The organism is Bradyrhizobium sp. 44 (genome assembly GCF_023073095.1).
Classification (GTDB): domain Bacteria; phylum Pseudomonadota; class Alphaproteobacteria; order Rhizobiales; family Xanthobacteraceae; genus Bradyrhizobium.
In genome coordinates this window covers 1-23,894 of sequence record NZ_JADPIY010000036.1, presented here as the reverse complement: position 1 = coordinate 23,894, position 23,894 = coordinate 1, and the positions used below count along the sequence as shown (strand labels likewise).

At 59.1% G+C, this 23,894-nt stretch carries 20 protein-coding genes; 15 read left to right on the top strand and 5 right to left on the bottom strand.

The features are described 5' to 3' along the window. Window positions 1-726: 726 nt before the first annotated feature. The 6 genes from IVB41_RS32760 to IVB41_RS32735 all read left to right on the top strand — a co-directional run bounded on the left by IVB41_RS32760 (window position 727) and on the right by IVB41_RS32735 (window position 8,142). Entirely contained in the window at window positions 727-2,910 is a 2,184-nt protein-coding gene (locus IVB41_RS32760) for a PAS domain S-box protein (protein WP_247438663.1), read from the top strand. Beyond that, entirely contained in the window at window positions 2,903-3,268 is a 366-nt protein-coding gene (locus IVB41_RS32755; RefSeq protein ID WP_247438661.1) for a response regulator, read from the top strand. Before IVB41_RS32760 ends, IVB41_RS32755 begins: the two co-directional genes overlap by 8 nt. Before the next feature lie 471 nt (window positions 3,269-3,739). Next, window positions 3,740-4,393 carry an MEDS domain-containing protein gene (locus IVB41_RS32750; protein ID WP_247356820.1) on the top strand — a complete coding sequence of 218 codons (654 nt, stop codon included), beginning with the start codon at window positions 3,740-3,742 and terminating at the stop codon, window positions 4,391-4,393. Between the two features lie 22 nt (window positions 4,394-4,415). Then, window positions 4,416-7,310, top strand: coding sequence for a GAF domain-containing protein (locus IVB41_RS32745; protein ID WP_247438659.1), 2,895 nt, complete (start codon window positions 4,416-4,418; stop codon window positions 7,308-7,310). After that, entirely contained in the window at window positions 7,286-7,534 is a 249-nt protein-coding gene (locus IVB41_RS32740) for a response regulator (RefSeq protein ID WP_346770880.1), read from the top strand. The genes IVB41_RS32745 and IVB41_RS32740 overlap by 25 nt, the downstream gene beginning before the upstream one ends. Before the next feature lie 299 nt (window positions 7,535-7,833). Beyond that, a complete protein-coding gene (locus IVB41_RS32735) occupies window positions 7,834-8,142 on the top strand; it encodes a hypothetical protein (protein ID WP_247438657.1) in 309 nt (102 codons plus the stop codon). Between the two features lie 5 nt (window positions 8,143-8,147). Here the strand turns inward: IVB41_RS32735 and IVB41_RS32730 are convergent, their stop codons facing one another. Next, entirely contained in the window at window positions 8,148-8,582 is a 435-nt protein-coding gene (locus tag IVB41_RS32730; protein ID WP_247438655.1) for a DUF2721 domain-containing protein, read from the bottom strand. A gap of 274 nt (window positions 8,583-8,856) precedes the next feature. Here IVB41_RS32730 and IVB41_RS32725 point away from each other — a divergent pair, with 274 nt between their 5' ends. Next, the gene (locus tag IVB41_RS32725) at window positions 8,857-9,348 is read left to right on the top strand and encodes a DUF992 domain-containing protein (protein WP_247356815.1); all 492 of its coding nucleotides are present in this window, start codon (window positions 8,857-8,859) and stop codon (window positions 9,346-9,348) included. Window positions 9,349-9,353: 5 nt separating this feature from the next. Then, window positions 9,354-10,697, top strand: a complete 1,344-nt coding sequence (locus IVB41_RS32720) for a TAXI family TRAP transporter solute-binding subunit (protein ID WP_247438665.1) — start codon at window positions 9,354-9,356, stop codon at window positions 10,695-10,697. A 15-nt stretch (window positions 10,698-10,712) separates the two neighbouring features. Here IVB41_RS32720 and IVB41_RS32715 read toward each other — a convergent pair whose 3' ends face one another. The 4 genes from IVB41_RS32715 to IVB41_RS32700 all read right to left on the bottom strand — a co-directional run bounded on the left by IVB41_RS32715 (window position 10,713) and on the right by IVB41_RS32700 (window position 14,527). Further along, window positions 10,713-11,786, bottom strand: a complete 1,074-nt coding sequence (locus IVB41_RS32715; RefSeq protein WP_247438653.1) for a transporter — start codon at window positions 11,784-11,786, stop codon at window positions 10,713-10,715. Window positions 11,787-11,909: 123 nt separating this feature from the next. Then, window positions 11,910-12,395 (bottom strand): helix-turn-helix domain-containing protein, encoded by a 486-nt coding sequence (locus IVB41_RS32710; protein WP_247438651.1) that lies wholly within the window; start codon window positions 12,393-12,395, stop codon window positions 11,910-11,912. A gap of 151 nt (window positions 12,396-12,546) precedes the next feature. Then, window positions 12,547-13,194, bottom strand: a complete 648-nt coding sequence (locus IVB41_RS32705) for a response regulator transcription factor (protein ID WP_247438649.1) — start codon at window positions 13,192-13,194, stop codon at window positions 12,547-12,549. 223 nt (window positions 13,195-13,417) lie between these two features. Further along, window positions 13,418-14,527, bottom strand: coding sequence for an HlyD family secretion protein (locus IVB41_RS32700; RefSeq protein WP_247438648.1), 1,110 nt, complete (start codon window positions 14,525-14,527; stop codon window positions 13,418-13,420). A 228-nt stretch (window positions 14,528-14,755) separates the two neighbouring features. Here IVB41_RS32700 and IVB41_RS32695 point away from each other — a divergent pair, with 228 nt between their 5' ends. From IVB41_RS32695 to IVB41_RS32665, 7 genes are all read left to right on the top strand, one after another. Further along, window positions 14,756-15,424 (top strand): hypothetical protein, encoded by a 669-nt coding sequence (locus IVB41_RS32695; protein ID WP_247438647.1) that lies wholly within the window; start codon window positions 14,756-14,758, stop codon window positions 15,422-15,424. A gap of 114 nt (window positions 15,425-15,538) precedes the next feature. After that, a complete protein-coding gene (locus tag IVB41_RS32690) occupies window positions 15,539-16,972 on the top strand; it encodes a DUF1254 domain-containing protein (protein ID WP_247438646.1) in 1,434 nt (477 codons plus the stop codon). Between the two features lie 77 nt (window positions 16,973-17,049). Continuing rightward, window positions 17,050-18,492, top strand: coding sequence for a DUF1254 domain-containing protein (locus tag IVB41_RS32685; RefSeq protein ID WP_247438645.1), 1,443 nt, complete (start codon window positions 17,050-17,052; stop codon window positions 18,490-18,492). Window positions 18,493-18,665: 173 nt separating this feature from the next. Then, window positions 18,666-20,105: a DUF1254 domain-containing protein gene (locus IVB41_RS32680; RefSeq protein ID WP_247438644.1), complete on the top strand. Its 1,440-nt coding sequence runs from the start codon at window positions 18,666-18,668 to the stop codon at window positions 20,103-20,105. Between the two features lie 50 nt (window positions 20,106-20,155). Further along, window positions 20,156-20,524, top strand: coding sequence for an HdeA/HdeB family chaperone (locus tag IVB41_RS32675; protein ID WP_247438643.1), 369 nt, complete (start codon window positions 20,156-20,158; stop codon window positions 20,522-20,524). 178 nt (window positions 20,525-20,702) lie between these two features. Next, complete coding sequence (locus IVB41_RS32670; RefSeq protein WP_247288360.1) at window positions 20,703-21,056, top strand: response regulator transcription factor; 354 nt, start codon at window positions 20,703-20,705, stop codon at window positions 21,054-21,056. A 109-nt stretch (window positions 21,057-21,165) separates the two neighbouring features. Continuing rightward, window positions 21,166-22,989: an ATP-binding protein gene (locus IVB41_RS32665; protein WP_247438642.1), complete on the top strand. Its 1,824-nt coding sequence runs from the start codon at window positions 21,166-21,168 to the stop codon at window positions 22,987-22,989. Window positions 22,990-23,894 lie beyond the last annotated feature (905 nt).

The following is a 23,894-nucleotide window of genomic DNA, read 5'->3' as shown; positions in this document are numbered from 1 at the left end:
CGAACAAATGATTACCCAGCAAAAGGGAAAAGTTCGCTTTGATTGGCGCAAAGACGGGCTCGTCTGCGAAATTACGCTGCCGGTTTGAGGGATGTCTGCAGTTGGCCCGTTACCGACCTCCGCCAACACAGCCGCTATGTCTGCCTTCAGGCAATAAGCCGACCCCAGCTCAAGTCGGGCGGAAGTCAGCCTGTGACCTCAAGAGGACATTGAGGTTTGCGCAAGTCGCGGTTCGTCACCCCGGCTGCCGAGTTGTTCGGATGCGATGCCCGGTATTTCCCGACCCGCGGACCTGATTCAGCCGTGCAAAAATCGTTGCGTTGGATGGAACAGTGAGTAAATTAATGTGCATCACAGTAGCGCCCATGAGTGCTGGCATGGCGGAGTATCGCCTCTATCGCTTTGATAAAGAAGGGCACATTCAGGGCCCCCCCCCGTGATCGTCGAGTGCGAAGACGATGACGCTGCCGTGACGGCGTCGCAATACAGGTGTGGGACCGCGCCCGTCGAGTAGCCATACTGCCCTCCGTAGATTGAGGCCACCTCAGTTTGCGGGCCGCTTTTTCTGAATTAGGGGGTGACTTTGCCGCCCTCCGCGGAACCAAATCGCGCGCCATGCGTTTTGGTGGGTTCGGCGGGCCTCAGGGGCGTCCGCCCATGTTCATTTCAATAGGCGAGGCCCGCCTCGGGCCGTCGCTCCTCTCGCCCCCGAGAGCCGAGCGCCTCATGTCAAACGTCGAAGAATTCCCGTTTTCCGCGCGCCAAAGGCCCACGGAGTTCGAGGCGCTGGTCGCGGCCGGCCACGCCGCGCTCGATGCCATTCCCGGCGCTGTCTATCTTTGTGACGCGGACGGATTACTCGTCGCCTACAACACCGAGGCCGTGGAATCTTGGGGGCGAACACCTGACCCTGCCAAGAAGGAGCGCTTCTGCGGTTCGCATCAGCTCTACCTGGTCGATGGAACTCCGCTTGCCCATGCCGACTGTCCGATGGCCGCGGCGGTTCGTCTGGGAACGCCTACGCGCAATGCCGAAGTCATAATGGCACGGCCGGATGGCTCCCGCTTTTCGGCCCTGGTCAACATCCGGGCGTTGCGCGATCATTCTGGCGGCATCCAAGGTGCCATCAATTGCTTCCAGGACATCACCGGACGCAAGCAGGTGGAGGAGGAAGTCCGCCGGAAGACGCAGGATCTGGAGGACTTTTTCGACAACAGCGCTGTTGGTCTTCATATCGTCAGCGGAGAGGGGATTATCCTTCGCGCCAACAAAGCTGAAATGGATCTGCTAGGTTACGAGCCCGAGGAGTACATCGGCCGCCACGTTGCTGAGTTTCATGCCGACGCGCCGGTGATCGGCCATATCCTTCAGCGCCTTTCATGCGGCGAGCCGCTCGATCGTTATCCCGCGCGGCTGCGGGCGCGTGACGGCTCCATCAAGCATGTGCTGATTACGTCGAACAGCCGCATTGTCGAGGGCAAGTTCGTCAACACGCGCTGCTTCACCACAGATGTCACTGAACTCCGTATTGCCGAAGAGGCACGGAACGCTAGTGAAGCCAGGCTCGCAGCAACTTATGAGGCCGCCATCGTCGGCATCGCTGAGACCGATCAGAGCGGGCGCTTCTTGCGGGTGAATGATTCCCTCTGCCGCATCACGGGACGCTCGCGCGACGAATTGCTCGGAATGACCTTCTTCGACTACACCGATCCCGACGACCAGGCGGAGGATGCCGAACTGTACGTCCGGCAGGTCCGCGGCGACATCGAGAACTACACCACCCGCAAGCGGGCATTGCGGCCCGATGGATCCGTGCGTTATCTCGATATATTCAGCTCGTCGGTGCGGGATTCGGCAGGCCGCTTCCTTTATGGCGTGCGCGTTGCCCAGGATGTCACCACCACCAAGCAGCTGGAGGACCGCCTGCGCGAGGGCGAGCAGCGGATGCGCGATCTCCTTGAGGCGTTGCCGGCGGCCATCTACACGACGGACGCCGAGGGCCGCATCAACTTCTTCAATCGAGCCGCGGTCGAGATGGCGGGCAGAACGCCGCAGCCGGGCGACGAGTGGTGTGTGACCTGGAAGCTCTATTGGCCAGATGGCACGCCGTTGCCACACAACGAATGCCCGATGGCCATCGCGCTGCGCGAGAACCGTGAGGTCCGCGGTGCCGAAGCCGTGGCCGAACGCCCCGACGGCAGACGCGTACCATTTATTCCTTATCCGACGCCCCTGCGAGACGCCGCGGGCAATCTGGTTGGCGCCATTAACATGCTGGTCGATATCAGCGAGCGCAAGCGCGCCGAGAACGCCCAAAAGGTGCTTATCGACGAGCTCAACCATCGTGTGAAGAACACTCTGGCCACCGTGCAGTCGCTTGCGAACCAGACGGCTCGCCACGCGGGCGACCTGAAGGAATTTCTGCCGACGTTCACTGGACGGTTGCTTGCACTGGCCCGCGCGCACGACCTGCTCACCAAGCGAAACTGGCAGGACGCACCTTTCGAACAGCTGGTCCACGACGTCGTCGCTCCGGTGTCAGGTGGACGGGTGGTGACAGACGGGCCTCACGTCGATCTGGACGCGCGCAGCGCACTGAGCATCACCATGGTGCTGAACGAGCTTCTGACCAACGCCGCGAAGTACGGCGCACTCTCGGTGCCCGATGGGACTGTGTCCTTCACCTGGCGGCTTGGCCCCAACAAACTGTCGCAAAGCGCGGTGGAATGCGAGTGGCGCGAACGCGGCGGCCCCCCGGTTTCGCCACCCAAGCGGCGTGGCTTCGGCACGCGACTGATGGAGCGGTGCATAGAGCATGACCTCGCGGGCGAGTTCGATCTGGCGTTCGAGCCGGAGGGCACCCGCTGCCGCATGGTGTTCCCCCTAGTGCTTGCAGCGTCCAATGGTTGAGCTGTCTGGCGCCAGGGTTCTCCTGGTCGAAGACGAGGGCTTGGTGGCCCTCATGATTGAAGACATGCTCGAAGAATTGGGATTGAAGGTGGTCGCCTCGGCCGCCCACGTGCCAAAGGCGTGCGAACTTGCCGCCAGGGCGTCGTTCGATCTGGCGCTGCTTGACGTGAACCTGGCAGGTGAACGTGTCTTCCCGGTAGCGCGCATCTTGCGCGACCGGAAAATCCCTTTCCTGTTCAGCACCGGTTATGGCGGACCGCCGCTTGAGGAGGAGTTCAGGCATGCGCCGGCAATCGGCAAGCCGTTTTCCATCGATCAATTAAAGGAGCAACTGCAGACTATTCTGGCGCTCCCGTAGAAGCGCGGCTATGTGCGCCGTCTTGGCCAGAGCAGAAATCAGCGCCTCAGAACGGACCTGCGGCCTTTGACCCGGAATAGACGTCGCCAAGCCGGTGAACTGCGTGCTTGTTGCGATGCATCAATGGGACCGCCCACGGCGAGTTCATCAGATGTTCTTTCTTCAGGTTGAAGGCCGGGTAAAAATCGCCGTGTGCCATTCGTCTTTGTCGGCTAGGGTGGACGGACTGCGGCCAGATCTCCAGATCTAATGAATATTCCAATGGTTTAGAAGCCGTTTCAGCTCGCCGATTTCGAAGCAGCGCCCGTCGGAAGCGCGTTCAAATAGGAGTAGTTGCAGAAATAGAAATCAACTCCTGGCTCGAGAGCAAAGTCAGAGAACGGGTTCAATATCGACGGGGTCGGCGGCTGCTTGGCACGACTACCGGCTCGTTGTAGAAAGACCTAAGGTTTTCCCTTGGAGATCATCACGATGCCTGACCTCCGCGAAGGTGTGCCGCTCAGCCGGTCAGTCAAACTGGCCGGTTCCGAACTCACCTGTTCATGCCACGCTTGCGCGTTCTTCAACTCGGCCGATGAAGAGCAGGCGGTGCTGGCACCGTTCGCCAAGGACGGTTTGGCGGCGAATGACCGGCTGGTCCAGATTCTCGACGACAGCCATCGAGAGGAACGGGTTCGACGTTTGAGGACGGAGGGCATAGACGTCGATGCCGCTACTGCCCGTGGGCAGTTAGAGATGCGCCCGTGGGAGGAGGCCTACCTAAGTGGCGGGAAAGGCTTCGACCAAGATGCCATGCTGGCCCTTATTCAGGAGTTGCTCAAGGAAGGCCGCAGCAGCGGCTTTGGTATGACCCGGCTCTGGGCCAACATGGAATGGGCGCTGGAGGACCTTCCGGGTGTCGATCAGATCGTCGAATACGAGACCAGACTCAACCATGTCTTGCCGAAGTACGATGACGTAGTGGTATGCACCTATGACCTCAACAAGTTCAGTGCCGCAACGGTCATGGACATTTTGCGGACCCACCCGCAGGTGATTGTCGGCGGCGCGCTTCAGCAAAATCCATTTTTCGTTCCACCGGACCAGTTCCTGGCTGAGTTGCACGGTCGCAGAAACCAGGTCTGAGGTCACTCCTGGGGGCACGACATTGAACAAGGTCGACCAGGTCGACGACCGCGAGCTGCAGGCTTTGCGCCGCGCACTTAGCGATATGGCGGCGCTATCTTCGCTTCCGGCAATGTGGGTCAACGCGGATGAGGAACGAATAGGCGCCAGCCTCGCCGATGCTCTCATGCGGGTGCTTGATTTAAACGGCGTGCGCGTCTCTTTTGCCACTGAGCCGGGCAAAACCCTGGAAGTCAATCGGCTGCCGGACAATGGGTTAGCGGAGCTCCTGCAGGCCACCTTTCCCGCGCCAGGCGCGGGGGCGTCCTGCGATCTTAGCCCCCACGGCGGGCTCCGCGCATTCTGCACCGCTATCGGACTAACCGGCGCCGGCCGCCTAGACGCAGTGTCGGCGCGGCGAAGCTTTCCAAGCCAGGCGGAGCACTTGGCGCTCACGATGGCCGCCAATCAGGTCGCGATCGCATTGCAGAGGGCACGCGCAGAACGCGCGCTTCGGACGGAGACCGACGCGCTCAACCGCGAGCGTCACGCAGTGAACGTTCTTAACCGCAAGCTCGGAAGCGAACGGGACAAACTGCAGCGGCTATTCGAGCAGGCTCCTGGTTTCATGGCGGTCATGCGGGGTCCCGAGCACATTTTCGAACTTTGCAATCAGAGCTACTTTCGCCTGATCGGGGATCGCGACATCCTGGGTCGGCCTGTTCGCAGCGCGTTCCCCGAATTGGAAGGGCAAGGTTTCTTTGAAGCCTTGGACACTGCCTATACGACTGGTGCGCCCTACGTTTCGACTGCGGCAGCCATCGACCTCCAGCGCGAACCAAGCGGCCCGTTAGAGCGCCGCTACCTCGACTTCATCTACCAACCAATTTTCGATGAAAATGGTGAGATAACTGGCATCTTCGCCGAAGGACACGATGTCACCAAGCAGATCCAGGGTCAGGCGCAGCTCGCCTTCAACGAGGAATCCATTCGGCTGGCGACCTCGGCCGCGGACGTCGGAATCTGGGACCTCGACCTTACCTCCGAGCATCTGACCTGGTGCGACCGCACCAAGGCGATGTTTGGAATCTCGCCCGGAATGCCATGTAGCATGGCGGACTTCTATGGTGGGCTGCATCCTGAGGATCTCGAAGCTACCAGCGCTGCTTTTGCTTCCGCCCTCGATCCTCAGCGCCGCGCCACCTACGATGTCGAATACCGGACGATCGGCAAGGAGGATGGGATCACTCGGTGGGTCGCCGCCAAGGGCAAAGGTCTGTTCGAGGGCGAGCGCTGCGTTCGCGCGATCGGAACGGCCATAGACATCACGGCGCGGAAAGCAGCCGAGCAGGCCCTTCGCCGGACGGAGAATGAACTGCGGGCGGAAACCCGAGCGCTTCAGATCCTCAATCGCGCCGGCGCGCTGGTTGCGGCGAATCTCGATTTGGCCGAGGTCGTTCAGACCGTAACAGACGCCGGCGTTGAACTCACCGGAGCTAGCTTCGGCGCCTTCTTCTACAATGTTCTCAACGAAACTGGTGAAAGCTATACGCTCTACACCCTATCCGGCGCGCCGAGAGAGGCCTTTTCCAAGTTCCCGATGCCGCGCAACACGGCCATCTTCGCGCCGACATTTAACGGCGAAGGAACGGTGCGATCGGACGACATTTTGAAGGACCCCCGCTACGGCCATAACGCGCCCCGCAAAGGCATGCCAGATGGTCATTTGCCTGTGAGGAGCTATCTCGCCGTTCCCGTTCGCTCGCGTTCCGGCGAGGTGCTGGGGGGGCTGTTTTTCGGTCATCCTGAGCCGGGCGTCTTTAACGCCCGCTCTGAAGAACTCATGACCGGCCTCGCCGGCCAAGCAAGCGTTGCCATCGATAATGCCCGGTTGTTCCAAGCCTCCCAGAGAGAGATAGCGCAGCGAAAATCGGCTGAGGAGATGTTGCAGCAGCTGAACGCGACACTTGAAGAACGGGTTGCTGAAGAGATGGCGCAACGCGGAAAAGCTGAAGACGCCCTTCGTCAGGCGCAAAAGATGGAAGCGGTCGGTCAACTCACTGGCGGCGTCGCTCACGACTTCAACAATCTCCTCACTATCATAATCGGCGGCCTGGATACGATTCGGCGCAGTAAGCCTGGCGATGAAACCCGCGTTCGCCGCGCTGCAGAAATGTCATTGCAGGGGGCACAACGCGCAGCGAGCCTCACGGCCCGGCTACTAGCTTTTTCGAGACGCCAGCCACTGACCCCGCAACCTTCCGATCTCAACTTGATCATTCGCAATATGACGGATCTGTTTCATCGCACCCTCGGCGAGACCATCGAACTTGAAGGAGTGCTCGCCCCGCGGCTGTGGACCGTCGATGTGGATCCAAACCAGGTCGAGAGCGCGATCCTGAACCTTGGCATCAATTCCCGAGACGCGATGCCACAGGGCGGGCGGCTAACGATTGAGACAGCCAATGTTTTCCTTGACGAGCAATACGCCGCCACCGAGGCGGAAGTGGTCCCGGGTCAATACGTCATGGTGTCGGTGAGCGATACTGGCAGCGGCATGGATAGAGAGACGTTGGGCCGGGTGTTCGAGCCCTTCTTCACCACCAAGGAGGTCGGCAAGGGTACCGGCCTTGGTCTCTCCATGGTCTATGGTTTTGTCAAACAGTCGGGCGGCCACGTCGCCATCTACAGCGAACCCGGTACGGGCACGAGCGTCAAAATGTACTTCCCCCGCTATCGGGGCGAGGCTGAGTCGGGCACAGAAATTCAAGCGGCTCTCGCGCCACGCGGCCATTCGGAGGAGGTGATCCTAGTCGTCGAGGACAACGACGACGTGCGCGCCTATAGCGTCTCGGTGCTAGCTGAGATGGGTTATAGCGTCCTGGAGCCCAAGATCCGGAGGCCGCTCTCAGCATCCTGCGAAGGCCGGACCGGATAGATCTACTGTTTACCGATGTCGTCCTGCCCGGGAGAAGCGGGCGGGAGCTGGCGGACTTGGCTGGGCAGCTGAGACCCGGTCTCAAGGTGCTGTTCACGACAGGCTATTCTCGTAATGCTATCGTTCACCATGGTCGTCTCGACGCTGGGGTACAACTCATCAGCAAACCGTTCACGTTCGAAAGTCTGGCGGCTCGCGTCCGGGATGTCTTGGATGCTGGATGAGGTAGAGCGCGCGTCGAGACTAATAGGCCGACATCTCACATGCAGCGCGCTGGTGTCCGTTCCTCGCCCGTTCCGGACCAACTGCGCTGGGTTCATTGTGTCCGCTGTTCGGGGTGGACCGGAAGTGACAGGTACAGGTGTGCACCGACGCATTTGACTCAAACGGGGCCAGCCTAGCTCCCGCTTCAGGGAGACGTCCTCCTATGGCCGAATTTGCATAGACGAGGCCATGCTTAGATGGACAATATTGGGAAGGTGCTGCGTCGTCGCCCTTGAGCCAAAAACCAGGAGGAAAAGAGATGCCCATCTCCGTTTCAATGATCGTCCTCAGCTCGCAGCTGGTCATGCCAGTTGCTGACGGTGTGCCAAGTTTCGACATCGCGCGGAGCTGCAAGCTCGACATCGCCGCCGCCACCGGCCTCTCCGTTGGTCAGCCGCTAAAAAGCTGTATCAGTGACGAACACAAAGCTAAGCAACAGCTCGCCAGCGGGTGGTCGAAATTCCCCGCGTCGAGCCGGGCAAACTGTGTGCCGCAAGAGAGCATTGGTGGGACGCCGAGTTACGTCAGCTTGCTGACCTGCCTGCAAATGGGGCAGTGGCTGCGCTAGCGACCTCAGCCGTAGTGATCATATTCACTCAGCGCAATCCGGACTTCACGAGCGAAGTCGACCAGCGCGACTGTAAACGCGGCGAGCGAAACAACAAAAAAGAGGGCGACGCCGCGCTCGTGCTGCAGCTGAAAGAACGCCGTTACAAAAGCGACGATCACGAGAAGCGTCACTGAGATACTTGCGATCACGGCCCAGAAGATCGCCCGATTCATCATCGCCGCGCGCTGCATCAGACGTGGCAGATCGGCCTTGAGCCGGGACCGGGCTGTATCGTCATCGGGGATCCCATTGAGGATTACCGTCCGGTCAACGATCCGGTTCAGGCGGGAGATCAGGATAGCGATGAAGGCCCCCAGTGCGCCCAGCAGGAAGGCCGGGGCCGCTGACTGCGATATGACGTGAGATAGCTGGGTTACGGAGGGCGTATCTGTCAACATTGGCGGACACCCCGTTCATGGACAGGCCCGAGCGTATAGGCCCCCGACTTACTCCCGTCACGTAACGCACCATCCACGGATCGACTATGCAAAATCGGCGCGGTCTGCATCGAGCCTTGGATCGGAGGGCAAATTATCAGCGGCGCACGTCGATGATGGTCGGATATCGCATAGGCGGATGACTGGGCCGCCTCGTATAGCTACTCGCGGACATCGGCCCGAGCGGGGTCATCTGTAAAGCCAGCGCTGTGAGCCTCCCAGGGAGTGATCCATCATGCTCAGCTACCATTTCCTCCGCGTAATGAGCCTTGCCGCCACGATACTTCTTGCTCCCGCGTTTGCGTCGGCCCAGCAGCCGCCACCGGGCGTCCAGGCGGGGATGTTGACCTGTAACCTTGCTCCGAGCATTGGACTAATTATTGCGGAAAGCCAGCGGATGAGTTGTAGGTATGTGCCCAACGGGGGATATCCGCCTCAGGACTACAATGGCGCGATGAATACGGTCGGGCTCGAACTCGGAATCAGCGCAGGTGGAGTGATGGCATGGGGCGTGTTTGCTCCTAGCCAAGGAGCGCCGATCGGGGCGTTGGCTGGTGAGTATGTGGGGGCCAGTGGCGACATTACCGTGGGGGTAGGTATCGGAGCCAACGTCCTCTTTGGCGGCTCTAATCGAACGATTGCTTTGCAACCGTTGTCGGTGGAGGGGCAGGCGGGTTTGAACGTATCGCTGGGGGTCTCGGGGCTCACGCTGGCTTTGGCGCCTTGAAGCCGATGGCGAGTCCAGCGATCAACCTGTGGCCGCGATGGCTCAGGGCATCGATTGTCGGAGCAGCGACAGCCGCGGCGATCGGCGGTGGATGGTTCGCGTATCACTATTTCGCCAAGCCCGTTGTGCTTACGGTGGCCGCCGGGTCGGCGGATGGCGAGGCGCTGGCGCTGATCTCGGCGATCTCCGCGCGCCTGACGGCATCGAACTCGCATGTTCGGTTGAAGGTCAGCGATGCCGCTACATCGGTAAGGGCTGCCGAAATGCTGGCTGGGCAGAAGGTGGACCTCGCCGTTGTCCGCGGCGACACAAGCGGTTTGGCTGACGCAAGAAGCGTGTTGCTCCTGACCCACGGCGTGGTCTTGATGATGGCCCCATCAGCTGCAAGCGCCGACAGTCTGGGCGATCTCCGCAACACGGCTATCGGCGTCGTCGGCGGAGCGATCAACCGGCCGGTAGTCGAGGCGCTGAAGCAGGTCTATCAATTCGACGGCGCCAGGGTCAGTTTTCAAGATGTTAGCCTCAACGACGCCGCAGGTGCGCTCGCGTCGGGAAAAGTTCACGCCTTGCTGACGGTTATTCCGCTGACGGAAGGATACCTCGCGAAGGCGAGGCAATTGTTTCAGCAGGAGCGCGCCAAAGGTTCGGCCGCAAAGCTGATCGAGATCGAAGCGGCCGGCGCGGTCGCCAACGTTGCGCAGTACTACGAGAGCTATGACATCCCGAAGGGCACCTTACGGGGCGCACCTCCGATCCCTTCCGATGACCTGACGTCGTTACGAGTTTCCTACGTTCTCGTCGCCAACAAGTCAGTCAATGCCGATGCGATCACCGATCTGACGCAGTCGCTGGTCGATGCGAAACGGGACCTACTGTCGCAATTTCCAATATTGGGCCAAGCCGCAGCACCGAGCACGGATGCGGACGCGCTGATTCCGATCCATCCGGGCGCCGCAACCTATTACAACGGCAGTCAGCAGAGTTTTCTCGATAAGTATGATGACAAGCTCTATTACGCTTCGCTGCTGCTGGGCACGCTGATCTCCATCCTCGTGGCGGCCTGGCGCTTCGCCCGATCCGGCACCGGGTCCGAGAGCATGCTGGAGCCCCTCTACGAGCTTGGCAACGAGATCAGGAATGCGAAAAGCGACGCCGAACTCGAGGATATCGAAAAAAGTATCGACGATATCCTGAAGAAGGAGCTTACGAAGAACGCCGGCGAAAACGCCGACAGCGCCGAGATGGCTGCGCTGGGACTTGCGGCCCACAGGCTACACTATCTGATGAGCCACCGTCGGATGCTGGTCCGTTCGACGGCGGTCTCCCCGACAGGGGCCACCCAACAGTAATATCGGTCTATCGCGTCACTTCACGATCCGGTGCTTCGTCGCCGTCACGGTGCTGGTCGGCGCCATCGGCGAGACCGAAAACGTCAGCCAGGTATTCCAGCCTGATGGCCGGTTCTCCGCCGCGAACTCACCGTAGGCTTTCAGGTTCAGGTATCCTTGCATGTCGCCGACGGGAAACAGGATCCCGGCTTGGGGGCCGATACCAAGTACGCGCGATCGAAAACCTCCGAGGATCGGATGCTGGCCGAAATCGTCGGTGATCTGCTGGTACCCATATCCGACAAGCCCGACGAAAAACTGCTTAGAGAGAAATTGCGACATTCCCCAATCGACATGGAAGTCGACACCGTTCTGGTAGTTAGTGGCGTCGTTTTTCAGATTGTAGGTAAAGCCCGCGACCGCCGAAAACTCCTGGCCCGCCGCCGGGTTAAAATAGGTATAGCCGCCGCCGGCATCGATGGCGGCATGGCCGATGCCGAGATTGGCAAGGCGGGTTGAGCTGTAGGCACCGACGGGGATGTCACCCGTCAGATAGGTCATGAAGTTGTGCACGCCGGCATTCCACTTCAGCGTTGCCTGCGGATACAGGTCGCCCACCGACGTGATTGAATCCTCGATGAAGCCGGTTCGGGTCACCGCCAGCGGGCCGACGGCTGCCGTCAGCGTGCCGTCGACACTGGCGCTCGAGCGCCCGAACAGGCCGGTGACGCCTATCGCCAGCTGTCCGCCGAGCACCGGCGTTCCGAAGGTATAGGTCGGATTGAGCAGAATGAGGTCGCCCTGCGCATTCAGATTTGCGTTCAGGCTGACAGCGACGTTGGCTGGGATCCTGCCGATCTGAATTTGCCTGGCCGCAGCCACCGCCCCAGAAGCCTCGACAGTGGTGTGATAGTAGACCGCAGCCATCGACCAGCCAGGTACGGCGGGAGCGGCTGCGAGGCTGCCAAACCGGCCAGGCAGCCAGTACGAAACGCCGCCTTCGTCGGCGCGGGACACGCTCGGAAGGGCAGCCAGCAGTGTTATCACTATGGCTGCGCTGGTATTCCAAGGACGCAAGCTTGGGGTTTGCTGAGATTGTTCGCGCGTCATCTATTTGCCCCTCAAAGTCAACTTCGGGTCAGCGTAGCGAGAAAACCACATGGCGCGGCTATGCAGATTCGACGCGGTGCAGAGTTTCGTCGCCGTTGTTGCCGGAATGCCACTTCGGATACGCTAGTTGAATGCGGGGTGTGCCACTACTACGGGCCGATATCGTCGCGGTGATGTTGAGTCTTTCGGCGCTTGAGGCGACTTACTGGCTTCGGCTTGCGACGTCCGCTGCAGAGTCTCCGAAGGGCTTTCTCCAAAAATGCGGCGATATTCAACCGAGAACCGGCCCAATTCTGCAAAACCATAGCAGGTCGCAACCTCTGTGACGGTTGTGAGGTTGCTGTCAGAGGACAACAGTGCGCGCCTTGCCTGCAGCAGCCTCTGCATGCGCAGGTGACGACAAGGGGGCACACCGTGAACATTGTGAAAGGCCTTGCGCAGCGTGCGCTCGCTGACGGCAAGGGCGCCGCAGAGAGCCGAAATGGCCAGCGGTGAATCCAGCTCTGCAAGAGCGATCGCCTCGGCTTCGACCACGAGATCGTGCCAGGTTCTGATCGTCCATCCGCTGGAAACGTCTGTAGGAGGTGATGGCAAATAGCGAATTGTCATCTAATGCCCCGGATTCTGTGATCGCGGTGAAAGCGCCGGACTTCAGGGGCAACTCAGCATCATGAGCGACAGTGCGCTACTGTACCTGAGGGCAAAACCTTTAGTTGATCGGCCTTCAGCGAGGCGCGGCCGGGGCCCTCGCGGCGACGAGCTATGAGGCGCTCTCGACGTCGGGCAAGGGCCGGGGCGCCAGGATTCCTGTTCGCTCCGCCACCGAGACTGCCTCCGCAAAAGAACCGACTTCAAGCTTCTGCATGATCATTTGTCGATGGTACTTGATGGTTCGCTCGGAAGTACCCAGAGAATGCGCAATCTGCTTGTTCATCTTGCCGCGCACCATCAACGCAAAAACTTCGTTCTCGCGGGGAGTTAGTTTCGCGACTAGCGTTTTTAGTGCATCGAGCCGGCCAAGATTCTGCTGAGCTTCGTGAAGGCGTAACAGCGCGCGCTCGATCGCTGCCAACAGCGTCTGCCTGGGAATGGGCTTGGACAGAAAGTCTTCTGCACCCGCCTTGATCGCGCGAACGCTCATAGGAATATCGCCGTGAGCGGTCATGAAGATGATGGGCCACTGATGCGATAGCTTGGCGAGCTCCTGCTGAAGCTCCAGGCCGCCGATCGTAGGCATTTGCACGTCGAGCAGAAGGCAGCCCGGTTTGGCGTCGTGGATGCTCTGCAAAAAGGCAGCCGCCGAATCAAAGTCGACCACGGCATAGCCCGAAGCCTTCAGCACGCGGGAGATCGCGGGGCGAAACGATGCGTCGTCGTCCACGATGTAAACTACGGGCGCGCCCGTCATTCCAATTTCTCGCCCTCGTCGCGACCCGCCGGCCGAGGCCCGAATAAATTCCGCATGTGATCCGCTGCGTGCACCGAAGCGTCGGCCGAGCCTGCGGTAGAGCAAAACACCGGAGATGCGAGATTAAGCGGTGGCGCCCCGGCGGTCAACGCGGAGCGTGTATGTATGCAATATGCAAGCCGGACCGGCTGGCCCGATATGAATTTGTACAATCCAGAGGGCGTTACAGGTATGCCGTATATGAGCTCACCCAAACCAGAATGGAGGCGAGCATCCCAATAACCCCCGCATTTGGGGCAAATGCAGTTGCGTTTCCGGACATGCCCAGCCTGAGCGACCCGCCGCTCAGTTCATCCGGAATAGAGATCACGGCCGGAAAACCGGACGCGCCGCCAATCGCGTTGGTCCGCGCCAACGTCCCCGATGCGGCAATCTGTCCCTGACCTATTCCCTTTGGAATTCCAGTGATTTTGGCGTGATAAATGCGGCCTGGATCATTGTCGAAGACGATATTGACGGGTGCGCCGGCCTTTATGGTCTGAAATCCGTTCTGCGCAAACATCCCGACAATTGTAATTTCATTCTCCACGATGAACGACATGGCTGACCGCAATTGGAAGGCGCGATCGCCCACCGTCAGGGCCACCGCCGTCGCGAAGCCGTCGGCAGGCGCGCGGATCGTTGTTTGCGCCAACTCCCAAAAGGCGCTCTCCAATTGCGCCTGCATTTGCGCAACCGTCGTGTTGACCCCGCCAATCTGCGAATCGAGAGCCAATTTGGCACTTTGCTGGGTTGCCCTGGCGACGTTGAGTTGTGCCCCTACCGTCTCGAACTGCACCTGAGTGTCCTGCTCTTTGAACTCGGTGTTGGATCCGCTGGCATACAGTTTCTGGATGTCTTGAAGGCGCTTCGCATTGTACTTGTATTGGGCCTCGAGGCCGGCAACGTTTGCGGTCGCCTGATCGTAATTTGCTTTCAATATTTGTGTTTGCTGTTTGGCTGCGGCTAACGACGCTTGCAGTTGCGCCACTTTATATTGGAATGGCGCCGGATCGAGTTGAAACAGAACATCACCTGAATTCACGGCTATGTTCGGCTTCACCGGAATTGCGATCACCTGGCCGGTGACGTTAGGTGTCACTTCGATCACCCGGCCCGTGACGGTGACCTTCCCTGATGGCGTTAAATGATTGAACAGCGCAAGAAATGTCGCGAGTATGAATGCGCCGATCAGGATCGAAATAGTCCCCGATAGCCAGCCCCAACGGACCAGCTTCAGCTTGGAAAATATCACCCACATCGCGAGCACATAAAGGCACAAGATAATAACCACGGGCGGCCCCTCTCGTTTGGTGGCGTCAACTGCTCATTTGCCGGGTGTGCGCCGGGACGCGCTATGCAAAATCGGCTCGTACCGGTCGCTGTTCATTTTTGGATGATTTCAGCAAATTCTTTACGCTGCCGGTTTTTGCATAGCCGATCGCGCGAAGCCTCCTCATACTTGTGAGCGAGCGTGATCATCCGAGGCGTGGTCATCCCATTCACAACAGAAGAGGCAGACATGAAGCGCACAAGGCTGGCACAAATTGCGGGAATGTTGGTGATTTCGGCATTGATTGGTCCCATTGCGGCCTTCGGACAGACAGCTCCGGCCCCCTTGAAGACAATCGGTGCGGCTTCAGGGCAAGCCAAGTCCGAGCTCGTGCCGTCGCTGTTCGTGCTCAATTCGCGCGGTGCTACCCTGCAGGGCGACGCCCTGACCATGACGGGAGTAACGCCGAACTCCATCATCTTCGCGGACCGGCCGGCGCGCGCCGCGGGTCACCAGCCAACCGCCGACGTAATCGCAGAGTGGGGATCCGGCGACGACAGCTTTGCCAAAAACCCGCCGAACGCGACCGTGTCGGTACTCGGCAAGGACGGCTCGGTGAAGGACGCTGTTGTAGTGCTGAAAAATCCGAAGCTTGAGGGCGACAAGCTCACCTTCAACGTCCAGGTCCTTGAGGGCGATCTGGCCGGGGCCGACGGTGCGGCCGCGCTCTTCATCGATATCATAGGCCGGCCGTTCACGCCGATGTCGTTTGCCGGCGTTGCCCGCCGCACGGCGTTCAGGGGCGCGATGTATGCCGGCGCTGCCGGGGCGGCTGCTTATGGAGCGGCTGCGTACTACCATCCATACGCGTATCCCCGTCCGGCGTGCGGCTACTATCCCTATCCGCCCTGTTATTGAGACCTGCGAAAGGCGGGGAGGCACCGCTTCCCCGTTTGCACGGCGTCTCGATCGGGGAATCGTCAGCGCATTTTTGAAGTGAACCAAACGAATCCGATTGAACGGGAATTTTCAATGAACATCACTCGACGAAATCTCACCTTGGGCGGCATCAGCCTACTGGCCGGCGCTTCCGCAAGCACCATCAGCCGTGCCGAACTAGGTTCGTTCCTCGGAATCGAGGAGGGCGTCGAGGATTTCCTGCTCGCCACCGATGCCTACATCTTTGGCTATCCGCTGGTGACCATGGAGATGACGCGGCGCGTCATCACCAACGTCGCGTCTCCGGTTGGAACGCGCGGGCCGATGGGCCAGATCATCAAGCTGCGGCAATATCCCGATGCATCGTTTCGCGACGTTACCGCGCCGAATGCCGACACGCTCTATACGACATCTTTCTTCGATGTCGGCAAGGAGCCGTGGGTGCTCAGCATTCCCGACATGAAGGGTCGTTATTTCTTGCTGCCGATGCTGGATGGCTGGACCAGTGTCTTCCAGGTCCCAGGCAAGCGCACCACCGGGACTGGCGCGCAGACCTGCGCAATCACCGGCCCTGGCTGGAAGGGCTCGCTGCCCTCGGGAGTCAAGGAATACAAGTCGCCCACCGCCATCGTTTGGCTGCTTGGGCGCATCTACTGCACCGGCACGCCGCAAGATTACGCCGAGGTGCACAAGCTGCAGGATGAGTTCAAGCTGGTGCCGTTGAGCGCATACGGCCAGCCCTACACACCACCTCCGGGGACCGTCGATCCATCGATTGACATGAAGACGGCGGTGCGCGAGCAGGTCAACCGCATGGATGCGGTGGCGTACTTCACGCTGTTGTGCAAGCTGATGAAGGACAATCCGGCGTCGGCGGCTGATGCGCCGCAGCTGGCGAAATTCGCCAAAATTGGTATCGTTCCCGGCGAGGATTTCGACACCAGTAAGCTCAAGGCGGATTTCGTCAAGCGGGTGCCCGAAGTCGCCTTCGACCGGATCATGCTGCAGTTCAAAATCAACAAGGCTATTACGGACGAGAACGGCTGGGCGTTCACAACCAAGACCGGCATCTACGGAACCGATTACCTGATGCGCGCGCTCGTCACCGCGATCGGGCTTGGCGCCAATCGGCCAGAAGACGCGGTCTATCCGACCTCGCAAAAGGATGCTGAGGGCCGCAAATACAATGGCGCCAACAAATACGTGATGCGTTTCGCCAGGGGCCAGTTGCCCCCGGCGGAGGGATTTTGGTCCCTCACGATGTATGACTCCGGCTATTTCTTCGTCAACAACCCGCTCAACCGTTATTCGATCAGCGCGCGCGAGAAGCTCAAGTCGAACCCGGACGGTTCGGTTGACCTCTACATCCAGAAGGACACACCCGGCAAAGACAAGGAATCCAACTGGCTGCCGTCGCCTCCCGGCGATTTCATCCTGATGCTGCGTCTGTATTGGCCGCGCGAGAAGAACCCCTCGATCATCAATGGATCGTGGAAGATTCCGCCAGTAGCGAAGGTTGCAGTCTAAACCATAAACCAGCGCCGGCTTTCGACACCGGCGTCGGACCGCGCAAACACAATCGTCCCTAAAGAGGAGTCAGCACTATGTTGACTAAACGCGATCTGCTTTGCTCTGCTGCGATGACTGCGCTCGTCGCTACAACGGCAAAGTCCACGTCAGCAATTGCGCAGAACAAAGCCGATTGGCCCAGGCTGTTAGAGGCCAAGGATATCGCCGAGCAAGGCTTCATCTATGGCCTGCCAATCGTCATGAACTACGCCATCATGTACGAGTACGCGATAGATCGCAATTCGGGGCAGTTCAAGGCACCGTTCAACCAGATCAAGAACGAACCCAACGTTTACACTTACAAGGACACAGCAATCGTCACGCCGAACAGCGACACGCCGTATTCCTTCGTGTGGCTGGATTTGCGGGCGGAGCCGGTGGTGCTGTCGGTGCCGGCGAACGACCCGAAGCGCTACTACTCGATCATGCTCTGCGACGGCAATACCTACAATTACGGTTATGTCGGTACACGAGCCACTGGGAGCGAAGCTGGCGACTACATGGTGGTCGGGCCCGACTGGAAGGGTGACACCCCGGCCGGCATTAAGCAGGTGTTCCGTTCGAGTACACAGTTTTCCCTCGCGGGGTATCGCACCCAGCTTTTTGGCCCGGATGATCTGGACAACGTCAAGAAGGTGCAGGCTGGTTACAAGGTGCAGATGCTTTCGGCCTATTTGAAGCAGACGCCGCCAGGGGCCGCGCCAACCGTCGACTTTCCGAAGATCGACAAGGAACTCGTGAAGACCAACTTCTTCGAGTATCTCGATTTTGCGCTGCAGTTCGCACCGCCGGAGGCCAAGGAGATGGAGATCCGCGCTCGGCTCGCGCGCATCGGCATTGGTCCAGGGAGAACCTTCAGTTTCAAGGACCTGCCACTGGAGCATAAGATCGAGCTTGGCCTCGGCATGAAGGAGGGCCAGCGGAAAATCGACGAGGCCGTCGCCAATGCCGGCAAGGCGATCAATGGCTGGCGGGTTAGCGGTCTTCCAGGCAATAGCGCCCACTACAATGGCGACTGGTTGAAGCGTGCCGTCGCCGCTCAGGCCGGCATTTATGGCAATGACCCGGCGGAGGCGACCTATCCGTACACGCGCATCGACAGCGATGGTCGGACGCTCGATGGCAGCAAGGGCAACTACACCCTCACGTTCCCGGCAGGGCAGCAGCCGCCGGTGAATGCCTTCTGGTCGCTCACTATGTACGACGGAAAGTCGCAGCTTCTAATCGAAAACCCGATTAACCGCTATCTGATCAACTCGCCGATGCTGCCGAATATGAAAAAGAATCCGGATGGATCGCTGACGCTTTACATCCAGAATAAGTCGCCGGGCGCGGACAAAGAGGCCAATTGGCTGCCCGCTCCGAATGACACGATCTATCTGGTGATGCGGTTGTACTGGCCGAAGACCGAACCACCTTCGATCCTGCCCCCGGGGGAAGGCACTTGGAAGCCGCCCGGTATCCAAGCGGCGCAATAATTATCCCCGACCCGGCTGCCGGATCCGTCGCCGCGCAGCTCGGACTGCGAAGGGCTCGAAGCATCGCCATACGCAATTGGGATCGGCAGCCTTACTCTTGCGCGGCTGTCGACGAGAATTGCACGAATGCAGGGCGGTTCGATAACTGCATTAAATGTTGAGGAGCATGGAAAATGTTGACGAAACGGCATTTACTTCGCTCCACTGCGGCGATCGCCGCGCTTGCCGCCACGACAGCTAAGTACACGTCGGCAGTTGCGAAAGACAAAGCCGATTGGCCCAGCCTATTAGAAGCCAAGGACATTGCCGAAGAAGGCTTCATTTACGGCCTGCCCATCATGATGAACTACGCCACCATGTACGAATTTGCTGTCGACCGGAATTCGGGGCAGTTCAAGGCGCCGTTCAACGAGATCAACAACTTATCCCACGTCGCTACTTATAAAGATACCGCCGTCATCACGCCGAACAGCGACACGCCATATTCGATTTTGTGGGTGGACCTGAGGGCGGAGCCGATCGTGGTTTCGGTCCCCCCGGTAGACCCGAAACGCTACTACGCTGTCCAGCTCATAGACGGTAACACATTCAACTACGGCTATATCGGCAGTCGCGCCACTGGAAGCGAAGCTGGCGATTACATGGTGGTCGGACCGGAGTGGAAGGGAGCAACTCCTGCCGGAGTCAAGAAAGTGTTTCAATCGACGACCCAGTTTTCATTGGTTCTCTTCCGCACCCAGCTTTTCGACGCGGGCGACATCAACAACGTGATGAAGGTGCAAGCTGGCTATAAGGCGCAGCCACTTTCAGGCTATCTGAAGCAGGCGGCTCCGCCCGCTACTCCGGCTGTGACTTTTCCGAAGATCGACAAGGAGCTCGCCAAAACGAACTTTTTTGAGTATCTCGATTTCTGCCTGCAGTTCGCGCCGGCACTCGAGAACGAGAAGGACATCCGCGCAAAGCTCGCACGCATTGGTGTCGGGCCTGGAAAGACCTTCGGCTTCAAAGATCTCCCGTTTGAGCACAAGGCGGAGATTCTCGTGGGCATGAAGCAAGGTGAACAGAAAGTGGACGAGGCCGTCGCGAAGGGTGGCGTATCGCTCAACGGATGGCAGGTCCACTCGTTCTTTGGCGATGCAGCGTTCGTCAATGGCGACTGGCTGAAGCGCGCGGCGGGCGCGAAGGCCGGCATTTACGGCAACGATTCCGTGGAGGCGGTCTATCCGCTTACGCGCATCGACGCTGAGGGCAAGACCCTCGACGGTGCCAAGCACAACTACACGCTCACCTTCCCGCCCGATCAATTGCCGCCGGTTAATGCCTTCTGGTCGGTGACGATGTACGACGGCAAGACCCAACTGTTAATCGAGAATCCGATCAGCCGCTACCTGATCAATTCGCCGATGCTCCCCATCATGAACAAGAGCGCGGACGGGTCGCTGACGCTCTATATCCAGAGCAAGTCGCCGGGTAAGGACAAGGAATCGAACTGGCTGCCCGCGCCCGACGGCCCGATCTACCTCGTGATGCGGCTCTACTGGCCGAAAACAGAAACGTCTTCCATTCTGCCGATTGGCAAGGGGACATGGCCGCCGCCCGGTATCATTGCTTGATCGTTAGCCCAGGCCCGCCGATGCGGCGACGAACTCAGCAGGAGAATGGAATGGAGCGCAAGATGTACAGGGCCTTGATATTCGCAACGCTAGTATTTGCGACGGCGATTCCCGTTGCCCGCGCCCAGGTCGATCTCAGCACCTATGCCGACGCCAACGGCTTCCTCAATGTACAGAAGCTTACATGCGCTCAGCTGGCCGGGACCTGGCAAGGCGATGCCGACCGCCTGACAGCCTGGTACAGCGGCTGGTACAATGGACTTGCTCGAAAGCACTATATGGATATCGTCAAATCAAAAGAGGCTGAGCACGAGATCATCGTTTATTGCAAGGCGAACCCTGGTGAATTGATCATTGAGGCGGTCGCCGTGGTGTTCAAGGACATGCGGGCGAGGCTAGGGATCGAAATGAAGCCCTAGCGGTTTCATAATGACCTCGGCAGCCCTGCGCTGGGCGCGGATTGTGCATAGCGTCCTAAGGAGGGCCGATGCAGATGACTTTCGAAGGCGGCGATGGAATAGTCCGGATCGCGATCCGTAGTCGGGAATCGCGTTTCTACGGCGTGGATGTCTACCACCACTCGATGATCGTTTCGCCATGCGCACCATAGCTGTCGTCGACGACAATCCGAGTATGCTGCAAGGCCTGACCCGGCTTTTATCAGCCCATGGCTTCCGTGTCCGGACGTTTGCATCGGCGGAGCTGTTTTTGGACGCCCACGCCGAGTGCGAGGTGGATTGCTTGCTGCTGGACATCCAACTTGGCGGCATCTCCGGCATGGATCTACAACGGCAATTGATCGCATCAGGCAGGGATTTGCCCGTCATTATGATGACGGCGATCGACAGTGAGGTCACTCGGCAGGCGGCATTCGACGCGGGCTGCATTGCGTATCTGAAGAAGCCGTTCCTATCAAAACTACTGATCGATGCGGTCGGCAGGATTGCCTGAGGCCGAAATCGAGTCCTTTAACGATTACAGGCACAGGTAGTGTGCAAAATCGAGTAGGATTGGTTTTCGGAGCCAATTGTAACTCCCTTTTTACCGGCCGCTTTATCGCATGAAAAATCGTACATTGTTCAGTTCGATCGTTCTGCTCCTGGCCATGACGGGTGCGGCTTTCTCTCAGCCAAAGCGGGTGCTCATCGTCCATTCAATCGGACGCGAATTCTCGCCGTGGGACGACTACGCTCGAAACATTCGAGAGGAGTTGCGGCTTCAGTCGAAGGATCCGATCGATATCTTCGAGGTCTCGCTGTCGACGGCTCGCTTCCCGGACGGGGATGAAGACGCCTTTGTCAGCTATCTGAATGCAATATTTTCCGAGCGAAAACTCGACCTGATCATGACGATCGGCGGTCCTGCGGCACGATTCTTTCAGCAAAACCGTCAGCGAATTTTTCCTACGATCCCCACCTTATACGCGGCTCTGGCGCAGCAGATGTCTTCCAACGCACCGGCGAACGATGCAATGGTTTCGGTATCTGTCGATGTATCAAGCACTCTCGACCAGATACTGAATTTGGTTCCGGAGACGACCAAAGTCTTCATCGTAATGGGAAGTTCTCCGATCGAAAGGCTGTGGCTGCAGGAGATGCGCAAGCGTTTTCAGCCGCTGACAACCAGGATGGAGATCACTTATTCCAATGAACTATCGCTGGAAGAGATCCTCGAGCAGGTGGCTACGCTGCCACCGCGGAGCTTCATCGTCTACGGGCAGATGCTTGTGGACGCAGCCGGCGTCGTGCACGAGGGCAAGCGAGCCATAGATCGTATCCGCGCGGTCGCAAATGCACCTATCTTTTCGGAACAGGACGCGTTCTTCGGACGAGGAATCGTGGGCGGTCGGATGACGAACATATCCGACGTCAGCCGCCAGACCGCCGCCGTTGCCGTGCGCATTCTGAGGGGAGAGGCGCCGGGCAGCATCAAGACGCCTGCGATTCCAGCTGCATCGCCCAGATATGACTGGAGGGAGCTGAAGCGTTGGAACATCAGCGAAAGCCAATTGCCGCCAGGCAGCGAAGTTGTTTTTCGGGTGCCCAGCCTCTGGGAGCAGTATCGGCCGCAATTCACGGCTGTTATGGCCGCCATCTTGCTGCAGGGCGGCATCATTGCATTGCTGCTCGTCGAGCGACGGCGACGTCTTGTTGCACAAGCGGAGGCGACAAGTCGCCGCCAGGAAGTCGTTCGCCTGAATCGGGTCACGACCGCAAATGTTCTGTCGTCCTCGATCGCACATGAGCTGTATCAGCCGCTCGGAGCTATCTTGAGCAACACAGAGGCCGCGCAGATGTTGCTCAAGGCGCATCCACTGGATATGGCTCAGCTCGGCGAAATCCTATCCGACATCGTCAGGGATGAGCAACGCGCGAGCGAGATCATTAGCGGCCTTCGAAACTTGCTCAACAACAGAACAGAAGCCGATCTTCGGACGATCGATTTGAATGACACTGTGCGCGACGTCGTCAAAATCGTATCTCCTGAAGTGACTAGGCGGGGGGTGATTTTACGTACCATTCTTGCGCCTGAGCCTCTGCGGGTGCGGTGCGACTCGATTCATCTTCAGCAAGTCATCATCAACCTCGTGATGAATGGCGTGGATGCCATGGAAGAGGTGCCCAGCCCGCACAATCTGACGATCCGGACAAAGCTGGCTGATACCGATCGGATCGAGGTCCGGATATCCGACACCGGGCCCGGCATTCCCGACCCGAAACTGGTAAGCATTTTTAACGCGTTTGTAACAACGAAACCGCACGGGACGGGATTGGGACTGCCGATCGCACGAACGATACTAGAAAGCTACCGGGGCGAGCTGTGGGCAGAGAACCGCACTCGGGGCGCGGTGTTCTCTTTCAGGCTTCCGGTGGCAACCGCCTAGGCTTGCGAGCCACCGCCGGGCTTGCCAAAGAGTTGGCGATGCGGGTCGGGGGCGGAAGTCGTCTCGCCAAGCGCGCCCTCTACGTGCTGTGATGCCCACCCGGTTCTTCCCTGAACGCGGAGTCCTAAGCGCAAGTTCATGTGGCTCGTCCCAAAATGCGGTCCGGGGAATGAGTAAGATGCGGTGCATCATGCCGCATTTCCCGAGCACTTTCGATGCCGTGGACCTTGTTGATGACTGGATCGACCCCTGTCCGCAGCATCGATTGGGTAACCTGACCTTTATGATACTAATGCACGCATCGACTGCTCCAACGGCGTTAGCTTCAAAGGCCGAACGGAGCTTCGACGGTACTGGTAGCCCAGACTGCTGAGGTGGGACTGTTCCGCAGCGCGTCGTGGAAGCTGCTGTTCACAGCTGTCGACTTCGTTCAAGGCCTTGATAACGTGAGGAGCGCGCGCCTTCGTCGTCATTGAAGTCGAAAAAGAACCTTGGCATGAGCCTCAAACGCCGAGTGCCGTTCGCCGTTCCTAGCTCTTCTTGGCTCCCGGAAAAATGCCGAGGACCTTCAACATCTGCATCGCGAACGGTGACAGTTCGCCCAGTCATCTCAGCCAGCCGCTTCGCATGCGCGCACGCCTCATCCGCATTTTCTAGATCCAGAGCGACCCGACAGCTTTGTTGCGTCAGCTCCAATGACGGCGATATCGAAAGGTTTGTTATAGGCCACGGCGCAACTCCTGCTGTTGGCGGGTAGCGCGATCCTTGGTACAGCAACCGTGATTTAAGGATTAGACACTTTGTGTACAAGTGAACACGGAACATGGTGCGCCACGATTTCGCGGTAAGCAGGCGAACGGACTGTCTCAGATCGCCTGCCTCACCATCCGTAGAAGTTCTTGGCG